Source organism: Streptomyces sp. NPDC002209 (genome assembly GCF_042890265.1).
In the GTDB taxonomy this organism is placed as follows: Bacteria; Actinomycetota; Actinomycetes; order Streptomycetales; family Streptomycetaceae; genus Streptomyces.
Genome location: NZ_JBIARX010000018.1, coordinates 1 through 15,237, shown reverse-complemented (window position 1 = coordinate 15,237; position 15,237 = coordinate 1). Strand labels below are relative to the sequence as shown.

General features: G+C 73.2%; 14 protein-coding genes. 8 read left to right on the top strand and 6 right to left on the bottom strand.

Features of this window, described 5'->3' with window-relative positions; translation table 11 throughout:
- Window positions 1–68 precede the first annotated feature (68 nt).
- Window positions 69–1,271 (top strand): winged helix-turn-helix domain-containing protein, encoded by a 1,203-nt coding sequence (locus ACFYXK_RS27460; protein WP_389413535.1) that lies wholly within the window; start codon window positions 69–71, stop codon window positions 1,269–1,271.
- Window positions 1,272–1,308: 37 nt separating this feature from the next.
- Here ACFYXK_RS27460 and ACFYXK_RS27455 read toward each other — a convergent pair whose 3' ends face one another.
- From ACFYXK_RS27455 to mtrA, 6 genes are all read right to left on the bottom strand, one after another.
- Entirely contained in the window at window positions 1,309–2,010 is a 702-nt protein-coding gene (locus ACFYXK_RS27455) for a response regulator transcription factor (protein ID WP_030300047.1), read from the bottom strand.
- Window positions 2,011–2,209: 199 nt separating this feature from the next.
- A complete protein-coding gene (gene hpf / locus ACFYXK_RS27450) occupies window positions 2,210–2,905 on the bottom strand; it encodes a ribosome hibernation-promoting factor, HPF/YfiA family (RefSeq protein WP_383519715.1) in 696 nt (231 codons plus the stop codon).
- 270 nt (window positions 2,906–3,175) lie between these two features.
- Entirely contained in the window at window positions 3,176–3,949 is a 774-nt protein-coding gene (locus ACFYXK_RS27445; RefSeq protein WP_389413534.1) for a ComF family protein, read from the bottom strand.
- 88 nt (window positions 3,950–4,037) lie between these two features.
- Window positions 4,038–5,891, bottom strand: a complete 1,854-nt coding sequence (locus ACFYXK_RS27440; RefSeq protein WP_389413533.1) for an LpqB family beta-propeller domain-containing protein — start codon at window positions 5,889–5,891, stop codon at window positions 4,038–4,040.
- Window positions 5,881–7,806, bottom strand: a complete 1,926-nt coding sequence (gene mtrB / locus ACFYXK_RS27435; protein ID WP_389413610.1) for an MtrAB system histidine kinase MtrB — start codon at window positions 7,804–7,806, stop codon at window positions 5,881–5,883. Before mtrB ends, ACFYXK_RS27440 begins: the two co-directional genes overlap by 11 nt.
- 97 nt (window positions 7,807–7,903) lie before the next feature.
- Window positions 7,904–8,593: a two-component system response regulator MtrA gene (mtrA, locus tag ACFYXK_RS27430; protein WP_389413532.1), complete on the bottom strand. Its 690-nt coding sequence runs from the start codon at window positions 8,591–8,593 to the stop codon at window positions 7,904–7,906.
- A 420-nt stretch (window positions 8,594–9,013) separates the two neighbouring features.
- Between mtrA and ACFYXK_RS27425 the strand changes: the two genes are divergently transcribed.
- The 7 genes from ACFYXK_RS27425 to ACFYXK_RS27395 form a co-directional block, all read left to right on the top strand.
- Complete coding sequence (locus tag ACFYXK_RS27425; RefSeq protein ID WP_389413531.1) at window positions 9,014–10,285, top strand: hypothetical protein; 1,272 nt, start codon at window positions 9,014–9,016, stop codon at window positions 10,283–10,285.
- A gap of 7 nt (window positions 10,286–10,292) precedes the next feature.
- Entirely contained in the window at window positions 10,293–10,973 is a 681-nt protein-coding gene (locus ACFYXK_RS27420) for a DUF4129 domain-containing protein (RefSeq protein ID WP_389413530.1), read from the top strand.
- Window positions 10,974–11,092: 119 nt separating this feature from the next.
- Window positions 11,093–12,346: a DUF4350 domain-containing protein gene (locus tag ACFYXK_RS27415; protein WP_389413609.1), complete on the top strand. Its 1,254-nt coding sequence runs from the start codon at window positions 11,093–11,095 to the stop codon at window positions 12,344–12,346.
- A complete protein-coding gene (locus ACFYXK_RS27410) occupies window positions 12,343–13,305 on the top strand; it encodes an AAA family ATPase (RefSeq protein WP_389413529.1) in 963 nt (320 codons plus the stop codon). The genes ACFYXK_RS27415 and ACFYXK_RS27410 overlap by 4 nt, the downstream gene beginning before the upstream one ends.
- Window positions 13,305–14,615, top strand: coding sequence for a DUF58 domain-containing protein (locus ACFYXK_RS27405; RefSeq protein ID WP_389413528.1), 1,311 nt, complete (start codon window positions 13,305–13,307; stop codon window positions 14,613–14,615). The genes ACFYXK_RS27410 and ACFYXK_RS27405 overlap by 1 nt, the downstream gene beginning before the upstream one ends.
- A 49-nt stretch (window positions 14,616–14,664) precedes the next feature.
- Window positions 14,665–14,820 (top strand): hypothetical protein, encoded by a 156-nt coding sequence (locus ACFYXK_RS27400; RefSeq protein ID WP_389413527.1) that lies wholly within the window; start codon window positions 14,665–14,667, stop codon window positions 14,818–14,820.
- An 82-nt stretch (window positions 14,821–14,902) separates the two neighbouring features.
- On the top strand, window positions 14,903–15,237 hold a 335-nt coding region (locus tag ACFYXK_RS27395; protein ID WP_389413526.1), incomplete at its 3' end, for a Uma2 family endonuclease.

Below are 15,237 nucleotides of genomic sequence, written 5' to 3'. Positions count from 1 at the left end.
CGGCCTGGGCCCGGCCTCCCGGCTCCCGTCCGGGCCCGCTGTCAGTGGCGCCGCTTAGGCTTCGGCGCATGAGCAGCCTGCCGCCGCCGACCGTGTCCCTGTCCGCCGACGACGCGCGTCGCATCGCCCTGCGCGCGCAGGGGTTCCTCGGGGCGCCCGACCGCCGCGGTGGGGTGCGGGGGGTGCTGCGCCATCTGGGCGCCGTCCAGCTGGACACGATCTCCGTACTGGCCCGTTCGCACGAGCTCGTCCCGTACGCACGGCTGGGCGCGGTGGGCCGGGACACCGTGGAGAAGGCGTACTGGTCAACTGGATCGGACGGCGTGCCTCCGGCACGACGCAACGCCTTCGAGTACTGGTCGCACGCGGCCTGCATCCTGCCGATCGAGGAGTGGCCGCACTTCGCGTTCCGGCGCCGGGCCCGCCGGGCCCGCGGCCACCGCTGGCACGTCCTCCAGGACAAGGAGCGCTCGACGCAGGCGGTCCTGGACCGGCTCAAGGCCGACGGGCCGCTGACCTCGACCGAGCTGGGCGGCGCCAAGAACGGCGGCGAGTGGTTCGAGTGGTCCGAGACCAAGATCGCGGTGGAGTGGCTGCTGGACACCGGCGAGGTGGTCTGCTCCGAGCGCCGCGGCTGGAAGCGGGTCTACGACCTCCCCGAGCGGGCGGTCCCGGACGCCCTGCTGCACGACGACATGGACGACGCCGAGTGCCTGCGCCGGCTCGTCGCCCTGGCCGGGCGCTCCCTCGGCGTCGGCACGCGCGCCGACATCGCGGACTACCACCGCCTCAAGGGCGAGCAGGTCGACGCGGTGATCGCCGAGTCGGGCCTGGTCCCGGTCGAGGTCGAGGGCTGGGGCAAGCCGGCCTGGGCCGACCCCGCCGCGCTGGCGACGGCGCCGCGGGGGCGCCACCGCACCACCCTGCTGTCCCCCTTCGACTCGCTCGTCTGGGACCGCCCCCGCACCGAGCGGATCTTCGCCTTCACGCACCGGCTGGAGGCGTACGTCCCCAAGCCGAAGCGGATACACGGCTACTTCGCGATGCCCCTGCTGGCCGGCGGGCGGCTCCAGGGCCGCGTCGACCCGGCCCGCGAGGGCAGCACGCTGGTGGCCCGGCAGCTCTCCCTGACCACGCCCAAGGCGGCCCGCCCCATGGCGGAGGCGCTGCGCGAGGCGGCCGGCTGGGTCGGCTGCGACACCGTCCGCATCGAGCGCGCGGGCTCCGCCGAGGAGGCCGCCGCCGTCACCGCGGAGCTGGCCGCCCTCTGAACCAGGAGCGGATCCCGCCAGACCTCTCCCGGCAGCCTCAGCGGATCTCGAGGATCTTCTCCCGCATCGCGTAGACCACGGCCTCCATCCTGGAGTGCAGCTGCAGCTTCTCCAGGATGTTGCGGACGTGGTTCTTCACGGTGTTCTCGGAGATGAACAACTCCTTCGCGATGTCGCGGTTGTTCATTCCGGTCGCCACCAGCTTCAGCACCTCCAGCTCGCGGTCCGTCAGCCTCGGCGCCGGCACCAGCCGCCGCTCGTCCGTCCGCTGGATCATCGACTTGAACTCCGTCAGGAGCTTCGACGCCATCGACGGGCTGATCTGCGACTGGCCGTCGGCCACCGCACGGATCGCCGTCGCCACCTCGTCGGTCGAGATCTCCTTCAGGAGATAGCCGGTGGCGCCCGCCTTGATCGCGTCGTAGAGGTCCGCCTCCTCGTCGCTGATCGTCAGCATGATGATCTTCGCGGAGGGGGCCACCTCCTTGATCGAGGTGCACGCCTCGATACCGCCGCGCCGGGGCATCCGCACGTCCATCAGCACGATGTCCGGCAGCAGGTCCGCCGCCTTGTCCACCGCCTCCGCGCCGTCCCCCGCCTCACCGACGACCTGGATGTCCTCCTCCTGCGCGAGGACGATCTCCAGCCCGCGCCGGAACAGGGCGTGGTCGTCGACGACGAGCACCCGGATCGGCTCGCCGCCCTCATCACCGCGCACCGGCCCGAAGCTGTCCGCCATCGTTCCTCCCCCTGCATGTACCGAGCTGCCGAGTCAACCGGACCGCGATGCGCGCCGGTTGACTGCCCGCCATGATTCCATGCCCACGCCACCCGGCGGGGAGCCTGCGACGGCCACCTGGCGTATACGAGTCACACAGAGGCCCCCGGAGACGCTGCTGCATCCCCGGGGGCACTTCAACGAAATTCAGGACGCGGCGTCAGCCGCCGAGCGCCCCACCCGCGCCGGAGCCGGGCTCACCCGAGCTGGAGGCCTGGTCGGCGTTGAGGTGGATCACGCCGTAGTCATAGCCGTGGCGCCGGTAGACGACGCTGGGCATCTTGGTGTCGGAGTCGACGAACAGATAGAAGTCGTGGCCGACCAGTTCCATTTCGTAGAGGGCCTGGTCGAGCGGCATGGGTGCGGCCGAGTGCGTCTTCTCGCGGACGATGAGCGGGCCTTCGCCCTGTACTTCCAGCGATCCGATCCGGGTGGTCGGGATCGCGTCCGCCGCCTCTTCGGCAACCGGCTGGCCGCTCCCGTTCAGATGGGCGACGCCGGGAACCACGTCGGCGACCTCGGCCGCCGAGAGCCGGCCGTTGCCACGCCGGGTGTAGCGCTTGTCGTGCTGCTTGCGCAGCCGGGCCTCCAGCTTGTCCTGTGCCAGGTCGAGCGCCGCATACGGGTCCGCTGCAGCCGCCTCGGCACGGATCACCGGGCCTCGCGAATGCAGGGTGATCTCCACGCGGTCGGAACGGTCGGCCTGGCGCGGGTTGTGCTCCTTGGACACCTCGACGTCCAAGCTGATCACCTTGGCGTCGAGCTTCTGGATCCGCTCCGGATTCAGCTTCTCGGCCACGTGCTTGCGGAACCGCTCGGGCACCTCGGTCTTGCGGCCCTTGACGACGATGTCCACGCAGAACTCCGTTCCCGGATAGCTCCGCCTCATGGGGCGAAGCGTCTCCCTTTCGCACCAGGCCCCGGTGAACACCGGAGCCCCGGACTTGGCGACTTTCACCTCCGAAACGTGCGATCCGATGCGTGTAGCCAGGACTCGCCAGTTCCTTACAACCGAACATATCCCTCCATGCCGGTTGTCGGCACCCGCTACCGGACCGTACCTCCGTTCAGGTGGCTGTTCTCTCTTACTACCTGCAACGATGCGCCTTCCCCAAGAGTTCCAAATCTATTCACAAGAGCGTTGGTCTGTACGGGTTGTCGACCGATTTCTTACGAAGGATCCTGGCGGAGCCGCCACCACGGCCGCCCCCACCACCCATCCGACCGACGCTCCGAGCGACGCCGCCCGCACCGCCCGGGCCGCCTCCGCGAGCGTGGCTCCGGTGGTGATCACGTCGTCCACCAGCACGATCCGAGCACCGGCCGGCAGCCGCACCGCGCCCCCGCGGCGCACCCCCAGGGCCCCCGCGAGGTTCTCCCGGCGCTCCCGGGCCCCCAGGCCCGCCTGATCGGACACCGGCCGGACATGGCTCAGTACCGACGCCACCCGCGAGGGAACACCGGCCCGCCGCAGCCGCGCCGAGGCCGCCAGGGCGATCCTGCGCGCCGGATCGTGCCCGCGCGCCCGCACCTGCCGCCGCGCCGACGGCACCGGGACGAGCACCAGCTCCTCCCCCGCCGCCCACGCCCCGCCCCCGCCGACGCCCGCACCGAGGCAGCCGCGCACGGCCGCCGCCAGGGCAGCGCCGAGCGGCCCGGCCAGCGGCAGCGCCCCGCGCTCCTTGTGCGCCAGTACGGCCTCCCGTACGGCCCCCTCGTACGCGGCGGCCGCATACACCACGGGCAGGCCCGCAGGCCCCGGAGACGGCCGCACACACCCCGCCGCGGCCCCGCTCAGCGCCTGCGCGCAGCCCGCGCACAGCAACACGCGGGCAGCCCCGCAGCCGGTGCAGTCGACCGGCAGGACCAGCCCGGCGAGCTCCTGCCACCACCCCCGCATGCCCGCCACTGTGCCGGGCCGGCCGAGCCCCCCGCCACCCCTGTGGACAACCGGGTCCAGGGCGCGGAAGCGCAGGCCGGGCGACGGGTCAGCCCGGGTAGACCGGAGCCCGGCCGCCCGCCGCCACCGTGCGCCACTGCGCCCCCGGCGGCAGCCACACGATCCCGTCCTCCCCCGAGTACGCGACCACCGGCTTCTTCTCGTCCTCCGTCGCCGCGACCGCGTCCAGCCCGGTCGCCCCGGGCAGGCTCGCCGCGACCATCGAACCGTCGGCCAGCATGTACCGGGCCTGCACGACCCCGCCGCTCTCCCGGCCCACCACCAGCAGCCGGCCGCGCGGCGCCCAGCTCAGCGCCGTCACGCTCGCCATCTGCGGGGCCGCCGAACGCAGCTCGCGCACCGACACCGGCCCCGCGTCGCCCTTGCCCTCGGGACGCTCGATCCGCCCGATGTACAGGTTCTTGCGGCCGTCCTTCTCCACCAGCAGCGCGATCCGCACCCCGTCCGGAGACGCCTTCAGCGCCCTGATCCGCCCGCCGTCGAGCCCGGCCACGTCGATCTTCTGCGGGGCCCCGGTACCGCCCGGCACCCGGTACAGCCCCGCATTCTGCGGATCCTGGTCCGCGATCCACAGGTCGCCCGCCGTGTCCCAGCTCGGCGCACCCAGCCCGTTCGGCTTGGCACCCTTGCTGGTCAGCACCGGCTGCGGCATGGGCCCGGCCGTCGTCATGTTCACCAGGTAGAGCCCGTGCTCGTCCTCGGACACCACCGCCGCGCGCTTCTCGTCGTACGAGACGGCCGCCGAGCCGACCTTGAACCCCGGGCTCGTGGCGGTCGGGGACAGCGGCCCCGGCACCGCCTCGGGCTTGTACTGCTGGTCCTCGCTCGAGATGTCGAGCTTCATCCGCACGAGCCGGCTGTCGCTGTCCACGTAGTACTGGTACTCGGGGCTCGGCGCCCGGTGGGCGATCGACCCCGCCACCGCGTCGGTCACCGAGCACAGCGAGGACCGGTCCGAGCGCAGCAGCTCCACCCGCGCCAGCCGGGAGGCCGTCAGATCCTGCACGGTGTACAGGAGTTGCGCGGCCATCTTCTGGCACTGCGGCTGCGCAACGTTGTCGGCCTTGTCGTTGAGCGGCACCTTCAGCGCGTTCTGGCCGTCGTACGCGAGGGACTTGGTGCCCTCACGCAGTTCCGTACCGGTGGGGAAGCTCGAAGTCACCACGGGCCCCAGCCACTTGGACGGCCCGGCCAGCAGCGACTGGACGGTCTGCGTGGTCGGGTCCATCCGCGAGTCGGGGTCGCTGCGCTGGCGCACGTACACCGGATCGGCGACGAGGCTGCCGCCCGCGAAGTAGTACTTGTTGACCGGCATGTAGATGCGCTGGAAATCGGACTCGCTGAGCACGAGGCTGCTCGGCGGCGTCGCGATCCGCCACTGCTTGTTCTCCTGGACCAGCTGGAGGAACTCCTCGTAGCGCGCCCCGGTGGTCTCCGGCTGGTACGCGCTGCGCTCGTCCACCGTCGCGAGCTTCGTGCCGGTCATCTTCCAGCGGGGGCCCGAGGGGTCCTTCTCGCCCTGCACGGAGAACCGGTCGATGCCCGCGGAGAGCACGGTGACGGCGGCGCCGGGCTTCCAGTTCTTCGCCGCGTCCTCGGTGAGGTACTTCCGGGCGGTCTGCAGCTGCGGGTCGTCGCTGGTCATGGCCTCCAGGAAGCCGTCGACGATGTCGGCCGCGCTGGCCTTGTCGGCCGGCGGCACGCCGAACACCCGTACCTGCGAGTCGACGCCCTGCGAGGCGCGCACCTCGCGGATCTCGCCGTGGTCGGGCATGGAGGCACAGCCGGCCAGCAGCAGCCCGGCCGCGCCGAAGGCGAACGCCCGCACCGTCCGCCACCGGCGGCGGTCCTCCCTGCGTACCCGTGCGGGCTCAGCGTCCACCTGCTCCATCCTCCTGTGCTGCTGCCTGGTCGGCCGCGCCGGCCCGGTCGGCCGCCGCCCGGTCCGCCGCCGCCTGGTCCGCCGGGCGGGCCACGACACGGGCCCCGTTGCCCGGCAGGGCCGTCGGGTCCGCGGGCACCGGCAGCGCCCCGGCGACCGCCGAGCGGGTCGGTATCGGTGAACGGTCGGGCCGCCCCGGGACCGGGGGCGCCTGCGGGGGCGTACGGGAGCCCGCCGCCTCGGCCGCGGCCCTGGCCCGGTTGCCCCGGGAATCCTCCGGCTCCAGCGGGATCGGGGACCCGCGCAGCGGCTCGTCGGCGGTCCGCGGCAGGGTCAGCCGGAACTGCGAACCGCCGCCCGGCTCGCCCCAGGCCTGGAGCCAGCCGCCGTGCAGGCGCGCGTCCTCGACGGCGATCGACAGGCCGAGGCCCGTCCCGCCGGTGGTGCGGGCGCGGGCCGGGTCGGCCCGCCAGAAGCGGTTGAAGACGCGGGTGGCCTCGCCGGGCTTGAGCCCGACGCCGTAGTCCCGTACGGCCACCGCGACGGCCCCGCCCGCCGAGGCGAGCCGGACCACCACGTCGCGGCCCTCACCGTGCTCCACGGCGTTGACGACGAGGTTGCGCAGCACCCGCTCCACGCGCCGGGAATCCGCCTCGGCTATGACGGGCTGGGTGTCGCCCAGCACCCGGATCCGGGTGCCCTTGTGCTCGGCGAGCGGCTCGGCGCCGTCGATGACCCGGCGCACGACCTCCCGCAGGTCGATCGGCTCCGCCTCCAGGGCCGCGGCACCCGCGTCGAACCGGCTGATCTCCAGCAGGTCCGCGAGCAGCGACTCGAAGCGGTCGAGCTGCCCGGCGAGCAGCTCGGCGGAGCGGGCGGTGACCGGGTCGAAGTCGACCCGGGCGTCGTGGATGACATCGGCTGCCATCCGTACGGTCGTCAGCGGCGTCCGCAGCTCGTGCGAGACGTCGGAGACGAACCGGCGCTGCATCCGCGACAGGTCCTCCAGCTGCTGGATCTTGAGCTGGAGGTTCTGGGCCATCTTGTTGAAGGCCTCGCCCAGACGGGCGATGTCGTCCTCGCCGGTGACCTTCATCCGCTCCTGGAGCCGCCCGGCCGAGAGCCGCTCGGCGATCCCGGCGGCCATCCGCACCGGCGTCACGACCTGGCGCACGACGAGCCACGCGATCGCGCCGAGCAGCACGACCACGAACACGCCGGCGGTGGCGATGGTGACCTTGATCAGGTTGAGGGACTCCTCCTCCTGCGTGAGCGGGAAGAGGTAGTACAGGTCGTACGGGTCCCCGTTGATGTCGGTGAGCCGCTTGCCCACGACCAGCGCGGGCTCGGGCGCCTTGTCCCCGGCCCCGGCGGTGTACCGGATCTGGGAGAAGGTCTTGAAGGTCCCGGTGGCGTGGTTGACCTCCCGCCGCAGCTGCGGCGGAACGCTCGCCGTCGGGTCCACGTTCCCGGAGGCACGGGCGCCCTTGACGCCCGAGACGGTGGGCCCGCCCGGCTGCCCGTCGGGCTGCCCGCCGGGGCCGGCGCCGAGCGCGACGACCTCGAAGGCGGTCTGACCGCCACTGGCCAGCTGCTTGACCAGCGAGTTCATCCAGGTGCTGGCGTCCCGCCCGACCTTGTTGTCGGTGGCATCGGGCCCGTCCACCGTGGAGGGCGTATTGGCCTTCTCCTGTGCGACCGCGAACCCGCCCGCCGCCTGGCTCTGCGCGGCCTCCTCCTTGGCGTCGAGGAGCCCCTTGCTGACCTGTGCGATCACCACGAAACCGAGCGAGAGGACCACGGCCAGCGACATCAGCAGCGTGGCCGCGACCACCCGCAGCTGGATGTTGCGCCGCCACAGCCGGACAGCCGGAAGCAGCGGTCGTCGTACGAGGCGTACGAACAACCGCAGCACGGGGCCGCCGGGCGCTCCGTCGGCCATCTGACGGAGCTGCCGGCCGCCCCGCAGGGCCCCCCAGCGGAACCCGCGCCGGGGCCTGCCGGGCTGCACGTCAGCTCGGTCCGGCCTTGTAGCCGACACCGCGCACCGTCACGACGATCTCGGGGCGCTCCGGGTCCTTCTCGACCTTGGAGCGCAGACGCTGGACATGCACGTTGACCAGGCGGGTGTCCGCCGCGTGCCGGTAGCCCCAGACCTGCTCCAGCAGCACCTCGCGGGTGAACACCTGCCACGGCTTGCGCGCGAGCGCGACCAGCAGGTCGAACTCGAGCGGGGTCAGCGCGATCGAGGAACCGTCGCGCTTGACCGAGTGCCCGGCCACGTCGATGACCAGGTCACCGATGGCCAGCTGCTCGGGCGCGGGCTCCTCCGAGCGGCGCAGGCGGGCCCGGATGCGGGCCACCAGCTCCTTCGGCTTGAACGGCTTGACGATGTAGTCGTCGGCCCCGGACTCCAGGCCCACGACCACGTCCACCGTGTCGCTCTTCGCGGTGAGCATGACGATCGGTACGCCGGACTCGGCCCGGATCAGCCTGCAGACCTCTATGCCGTCCCGTCCGGGCAGCATCAGGTCGAGCAGCACGAGATCCGGCTTCGCCTCCCGGAAGGCCGCCAGCGCCTTGTCGCCGTCCGCTACGAACGACGGCTCAAAACCTTCTCCACGCAGCACAATGCCGAGCATCTCGGCCAGCGCGGTGTCGTCGTCGACGACAAGGACTCGTCCCTTCATGCTTGACATCATCCCATTAGCTAATCGTTACCAGTCGGTGAGCTGTCCCACAGCCAAAAGGGCTGGAAATCGCCCCTCGGACCTGCGTGGAGATCAGACCGTCCAGTCTGCCCCGGATCCGGGCGACAATTGAAGGCGCGGGCGGTCGGAGTTCCGGGGGGACGGCCGGTCCGCTCAACGTTCCCACGTGGCACGATGGCAGCCGAACAGGGGGTGTCTTGTGGGTCGGGCCGGATCAGGGATGTCCGGTGTCGTGGATCGCAAGGCGGAGGAGGGAGTCGACGCGGTGGGGGCACCTCCCAGCGGTAGCTGGGGGACGTCGGCGACCGACGAGAACGCGGCGAGGCGCGGCACCGGACACCGCGAGCCCGGCCTGACCCGCAAGACACCCCCTGGCGCCCCCCGCCCCGCAGTGCACGTGAAGGAGCGACGATGAACGACTCTCCGGGCCGGGCCGTGCCCGGACCCTCCCCGTCCGACGGCGAGCGGCCGGGCGCACCCGAGGGCCGGGGCGGCACCGAGGGCGGCACACCGCCGCCCGCCGGCGGACCGAAGTGGTCCGCCGAGCAGCCGCCCGCCGGCGAGTGGTCGAGCCCCGGCACCCCCCAGCCCCCGAAGCCCCCGCAGCAGCAGCCGCAGCCGGGCGCGGGCTGGGGCTCGTACGGCCCCCAGGGCCCGCAGGGCGGCCAGTACGGCTACCCCGGCGGCCCCGGCCAGTGGGGCAAGCCCCCGGCCGCCAAGCCCGGCGTGATCCCCCTGCGCCCCCTGGACCTGGGCGAGATCCTCGACGGCGCGGTCGCCACCATGCGCACCCACTGGCGGACGGTCCTGCCGATCACCCTGGTCGTGGCCACCGTCGTCCAGGTCATCAGCGTCCTCGTGCAGAAGTACACGTACGCCGACCTCGCCATCGCCTCCGACCCGGGCTCCCAGGCCGACCTGAAGGAAGCCCTCGACGCCCTCGGCGGCAGCATGGTGGCCCTGCTGGCGAACGGCTTCGTCCAGCTCATCGGGACCATCGTGGCCACCGCCATGCTCACGATGATCTTCAGCCGTGCCGTGCTCGGCCACGGCTCCTCGATCGGCGAAGCCTGGCGCGAGGCCCGCCCCCAGCTGCCCCGCCTGCTCGGACTGACCCTCCTGCTGGCCCTCGGCGGCATCCTCGTCGTCCTCGTGCTCCTCCTGCCCGGCATCCTCCTCGGCAGCATCGGCATCGCCCTCGTCGGCGGCCTCGCCGCCCTCCCGCTGCTCGTCTGGCTCGCACTCAAGTTCAGCCTGGCCTCGCCCGCGCTGATGCTGGAGAAGAGCAGCGTCCTCACCTCGCTCCGCCGCTCCTCGAGGCTCGTCCAGGGCTCGTGGTGGCGCATCTTCGGCATCACCGCCCTGACCGGCCTCATCACCGCGTTCGTCTCGGCGATCATCGTCTGGCCGCTGACCGCGGTCGGGCTCGCCATCGGCCTCGCCGACGGCGGCATGGAAGGCCTGGAGAACGGCACCGCGGCCACCGGCTGGGCCCCGCTGATCCTCTCCGCGGTCGGCGCGGTCATCGCGCAGACCATCACCATGCCGATCCAGTCGGGCGTCACCGTCCTGCTGTACGTCGACCAGCGCATCCGGCGCGAGGCCCTCGACCTGGAGCTCGCCCGGGCGGCAGGTCTGGAGAACTACGGCCCGGACACCGCCGCACCGCCGACCGGAGGCTGATGCACGGATGATGAGTACGGGGGGCCTCATCACACGCTCCACGGCGCTCCTGCCGGCCGTGGAGGAACCACCGGTGACGACACCGCGCGGCCCCGCCCGCGAGGCGGCCGAACGCGAACTGTCCAAGCCGCTGTACCACCAGGACGACCCGGGGCTGCTCCAGCGCGCCCTGGACCGGTTCTGGGAATGGGTCGGCAACCTCTTCGACCACGCCTCGGGCGCCACCCCCGGCGGCACCCTGGGCCTGGCCGCGATCGCCGTCCTGGTCGCCCTGGCCCTCGCCGCCCTGTGGTGGCGGCTCGGCTCCCCCCGCCGGACCGCCACCGCACCGGCGGGGGTCTTCGACGACACCCTGCGCAGCGCCGCCGACCACCGCACCACCGCCGCCGCCCACGCCGCCGCCGGCCGCTGGACCGAAGCCGTGCAGGAGCGCATGCGCGCCGTCGTCCGCTCCCTCGAGGAACGCACCCTGCTCGACCCGCGCCCCGGCCGCACCGCCGACGAGGCGGCCGCCGAAGCCGCGCTCTCCCTCCCCGACCACGCCGAAGCCCTGCGCACGGCCGCCCGCACCTTCGACGACGTCACCTACGGCGGCCGCCCCGGCGACGAGGCCATGTACGCCCGCCTCCACACCCTCGACACCACCCTGGCCCGTACGAAGCCGCTCCTGACGGGACCCCCGGCATGACCGCCCCCGCACCCGGCCCCGAGACCCCCGGCAGCACCCCGGGAACGGGCACCGCCGCCCCGGCAACCGCCCCGCAGCCGGGCCCGGCCCTCGCCGCGCCCGGCGACAGCGCCGCCGCGATGCCCGCCACCCCGGGCACGCACGCCACCGCACCGGCACCCGGCCGAGCCGGCGCGACCTCCGTCGGGGGGATCACGCCCGGCGCCGTCTGGCGTCGCTCCCGCGGTGTGCTCGTCTGCCTCGGGATCCTGCTCGCCGGCGCCGTCGTCCTCGCCGCCCTCGGCTCCGGAAGCCGGCACGGCCGGCTCGACCCCCGCTCCGCCGACCCCGACGGCAGCCGGGCCGTCGCCGAGCTGCTCCAGGCCCGCGGGGTCACCACCCGCGTCGTCACCAGCGCCCGCGAGGCCGCCGCCGCGGCCGGCCCCGGCACCACCCTGCTGGTCACCGACCCCGACCGGCTCGGCGCCACCCAGCGCCGTGCCATCCGCTCCGCGATCGACCTCTCCGGCGGCCGCACCGTCCTGCTCGCCCCCGGCAGCACCAGCCTCCCCGACCTGGCCCCGGCCGCCCGCGCCAAGGGCGACGCCTTCGACGAGGACCTCGACCCCGGCTGCGCCCTGCCCGCCGCCGTCACCGCCGGCCGCGCCACCACCGGCGGCGGCCTCCGCTACACCGCCCCCGCAGCCGCCGCGGCGTGCTACCCCAGCGGCGGCCACCCCACCCTCCTCGTCCTTCCCTCCGGCACCACGGGCGGCGACACCGTCCTCCTCGGCTCCGAGACGCTCCTGCTCAACAAGGAGCTCGCCTCCGAGGGCAACGCCTCCCTCGCCCTCCAACTCCTCGGCTCCCGCCCCGACCTCGTCTGGTACCTGCCCTCCCTCTCGGAGGTCCAGGACGAGGACCCCGGCCAGGAGAAGGGCTTCCTCGAGCTCATCCCCCGCGGCTGGGGCTGGGCCCTCCTCCAGCTCTTCGTCGCGGCCGCGCTCGCCGCCCTGTGGCGCGCCCGCCGACTCGGCCCCCTCGTCACCGAGAAGCTCCCCGTCGCCATCCGCGCCTCCGAGACCACCGAGGGCCGCGCCCGCCTCTACCGCAAGGCCGGCGCCCGCGACCGCGCCGCCACCGTGCTGCGCGCCGCCGCCCGCGAACGCCTGGCCGCCCTGGTCGGCGTACCGCCCACCCGGGCCCACGAACCCGCGGCCCTGCTCCCCGCCGTGTCCGCCCGCCTGACGGACGGACGGACGGCGGACGGGCACACGGACGGACGCCAGGACCCGACCGCCCTCCTCTTCGGCACCACACCCGCCGACGACGCGGCACTCGTCGCGCTCGCCGACCACCTCGACGCCCTCGAAAGAGAGGTCCGCACCTCATGACGGCCACCACGGACAGCGCCCGCTCCTCCCTGGAAGCGATCCGCACCGAGATCGGAAAGGCCGTCGTCGGCCAGGACTCGGCCGTCACCAGTCTCGTCGTCGCCCTCCTGTGCCGCGGCCACGTCCTGCTCGAAGGCGTACCCGGCGTCGCCAAGACCCTCCTCGTACGGGCCCTGGCCGCCTCCCTCGCCCTCGACACCAAGCGCGTCCAGTTCACCCCGGACCTGATGCCCAGCGATGTCACCGGCTCCCTCGTCTACGACGCCCGCACCGCCGAGTTCTCCTTCCAGAACGGCCCGGTCTTCACCAACCTCCTCCTCGCGGACGAGATCAACCGGACCCCGCCCAAGACCCAGTCCTCCCTCCTCGAAGCCATGGAGGAGCGCCAGGTCACCGTCGACGGCACCCCGCGCGCCCTGCCCGAGCCGTTCCTCGTCGCCGCCACCATGAACCCGGTCGAGTACGAGGGCACCTACCCGCTCCCCGAAGCCCAGCTGGACCGCTTCCTCCTCAAGCTCACCGTGCCCCTGCCCTCCCGCGCGGACGAGATCGGCGTCCTGACCCGGCACGCCGCCGGCTTCAACCCGCGCGACCTCGAGGCCGCCGGCCTGCGCCCGGTCGCCGGCGCGGCCGAACTCGAAGCCGCCCGCGACGCCGTCGCCAAGGTGTCCGTCTCCCCGGAGATCGCCGGATACGTCGTCGACGTCTGCCGCGCCACCCGCGAATCGCCCTCCCTCACCCTCGGCGTCTCCCCGCGCGGCGCGACCGCCCTGCTGGCCACCGCCCGCGCCTGGGCCTGGCTCACCGGCCGCGACTACGTCACCCCCGACGACGTCAAGGCCCTCGCCCTGCCCACGCTGCGCCACCGCGTCCAACTCCGCCCGGAGGCCGAGATGGAGGGGGTCACGGCCGACGCCGTCATCACCGCGATCCTGTCCCACGTCCCCGTCCCGCGCTGATGGCCCTCACCGGACGCGCCGCCCTGCTGGCGGCCCTCGGCAGCCTCCCCGTCGGCATCCTCGAACCGAGCTGGACGGGGATGCTCGCGGTCAACGGCACCCTCGCCCTGGCCTGCGCCGTCGACTACGCCCTCGCCGCGCCCGTCCGAAGGCTCAGCCTCACCCGCACGGGGGACACCTCCGTCCGCCTCGGCGAACCGGCGCAGGTCCACCTCACCCTCACCAACCCGGGCACCCGCACGCTCCGGGCCCGCATCCGCGACGCCTGGCCCCCCAGCAGCTGGCTCCCCGGCACCGAGACCGAGGCCTCCCGGCACACCCTGACGATCCCGGCAGGCGAACGCCGCCGGATCACCACCCGGCTGCTCCCGACCCGCCGCGGGGACCGCCACGCCGACCGCGTGACGATCCGCTCGTACGGACCGCTCGGCCTGCTCGCCCGCCAGGGCACCCACACCGTCCCCTGGACGGTCCGGGTCCTGCCGCCCTTCACCAGCCGCAAGCACCTGCCCTCGCGCCTGGCCAGGCTGCGCGAACTGGACGGCCGTACAAGCGTCCTGACCCGCGGTGAGGGCACCGAGTTCGACAGCCTGCGCGACTACGTCCCCGGCGACGACACCCGCTCCATCGACTGGCGGGCCACCGCCCGCCAGAGCAAGGTCGCCGTCCGCACGTGGCGTCCGGAACGCGACCGGCACATCCTGATCTGCCTGGACACCGGCCGCACCTCGGCGGGCCGCGTCGGCGACGCCCCGCGCCTGGACTCCGCGATGGACGCGGCCCTGCTGCTGGCCGCGCTGGCATCCCGCGCCGGCGACCGCGTCGACCTGCTGGCCCACGACCGCCGCACCCGCGCCCAGGTCCAGGGCCGTTCGGCCGGCGACGTCCTGCCGGCCTTCGTGAACGCGATGGCCACCCTGGAACCGGAGCTCGTCGAAACCGACGCCCGCACCCTGGTCTCCACCGTCCTGCGAAACGCCCCGCGCCGGTCCCTGGTGGTCCTTCTGACGAGCCTGGACGCGGCACCGATAGAGGAAGGCCTGCTCCCCCTCCTCCCCCGCCTCACGCAGCGCCACACGGTCCTGCTGGCCTCGGTGGCCGACCCCCACATAGAGGAGATGACGAAGTCCCGCGGCACGCTCGACGCGGTCTACGAGGCCGCGGCCGGCACCCAGTCCCAGGCCGCCCGCCGCCGCACGGCGGAGCAGCTGACCCGCCACGGGGTCCACGTGGTCGACGCCACCCCGGACACCCTGGCCCCGGCCCTCGCCGACGCCTACCTGGCCCTGAAGTCCGCGGGCCGCCTCTAGCGGGTGTCCGACTGGATACGCTGGTCGGACACCCATCGGGAGGACCACCATGGCCGACTTCACCCCCGAGCAGATGCGCCGCATGCACGACTTCGCGGAGCAGCTCGCGGAGCTGGCCGAGCACCAGGAAGACCAGTGGAAGGTGGAGACCACCGACGGTCAGATCTTCCTCACGATGATGAACCCCACGGCTCCCACGGGCTGAACGTCGTACGACTTCGCCGCCAGATCGAGGCCCAGACGCCCGAGGTCATGGCCCTAAACGACACGACTCCCGCGACGTCCTGATGGTGGTGGAGGTCGTCTCGCGTACGAATTCCCTCACCGACATCCGCGACAAGCTGCACGACTACCCGCGCATGGGAGTCCCTTTGTACGTCGTCGTGGACCCCCGCAAGGACAAGAAGAGCGTCACGGTACACAGCGACCCTTCGGAAGGGCCTGACGGCATCCGCTACCGCAAGAAAGTCCCGTACGCCTTCGGAGACACCGTCACCGCCGGCCACGTCTACGCCAGACGGGCCGTAAACGCAGAAAAGCCCTGTACCGGATACCCGGTACAGGGCTTTTCTACAATGATTGTTCGGCGGCGTCCTACTCTCCCACAGGGTCCCCCCTGCAG

Bases quoted from the DNA above. Each gene is read 5' to 3' on its own strand.
- ACFYXK_RS27460 (WP_389413535.1), top strand. From the start codon at position 69: ATGAGCAGCCTGCCGCCGCCGACCGTGTCCCTGTCCGCCGACGACGCG.
- ACFYXK_RS27455 (WP_030300047.1), bottom strand. From the start codon at position 2,010: ATGGCGGACAGCTTCGGGCCGGTGCGCGGTGATGAGGGCGGCGAGCCG.
- ACFYXK_RS27445 (WP_389413534.1), bottom strand. From the start codon at position 3,949: ATGCGGGGGTGGTGGCAGGAGCTCGCCGGGCTGGTCCTGCCGGTCGAC.
- mtrA (WP_389413532.1), bottom strand. From the start codon at position 8,593: ATGATGTCAAGCATGAAGGGACGAGTCCTTGTCGTCGACGACGACACC.
- ACFYXK_RS27425 (WP_389413531.1), top strand. From the start codon at position 9,014: ATGAACGACTCTCCGGGCCGGGCCGTGCCCGGACCCTCCCCGTCCGAC.
- ACFYXK_RS27420 (WP_389413530.1), top strand. From the start codon at position 10,293: ATGATGAGTACGGGGGGCCTCATCACACGCTCCACGGCGCTCCTGCCG.
- ACFYXK_RS27415 (WP_389413609.1), top strand. From the start codon at position 11,093: ATGCCCGCCACCCCGGGCACGCACGCCACCGCACCGGCACCCGGCCGA.
- ACFYXK_RS27410 (WP_389413529.1), top strand. From the start codon at position 12,343: ATGACGGCCACCACGGACAGCGCCCGCTCCTCCCTGGAAGCGATCCGC.
- ACFYXK_RS27405 (WP_389413528.1), top strand. From the start codon at position 13,305: ATGGCCCTCACCGGACGCGCCGCCCTGCTGGCGGCCCTCGGCAGCCTC.
- ACFYXK_RS27400 (WP_389413527.1), top strand. From the start codon at position 14,665: ATGGCCGACTTCACCCCCGAGCAGATGCGCCGCATGCACGACTTCGCG.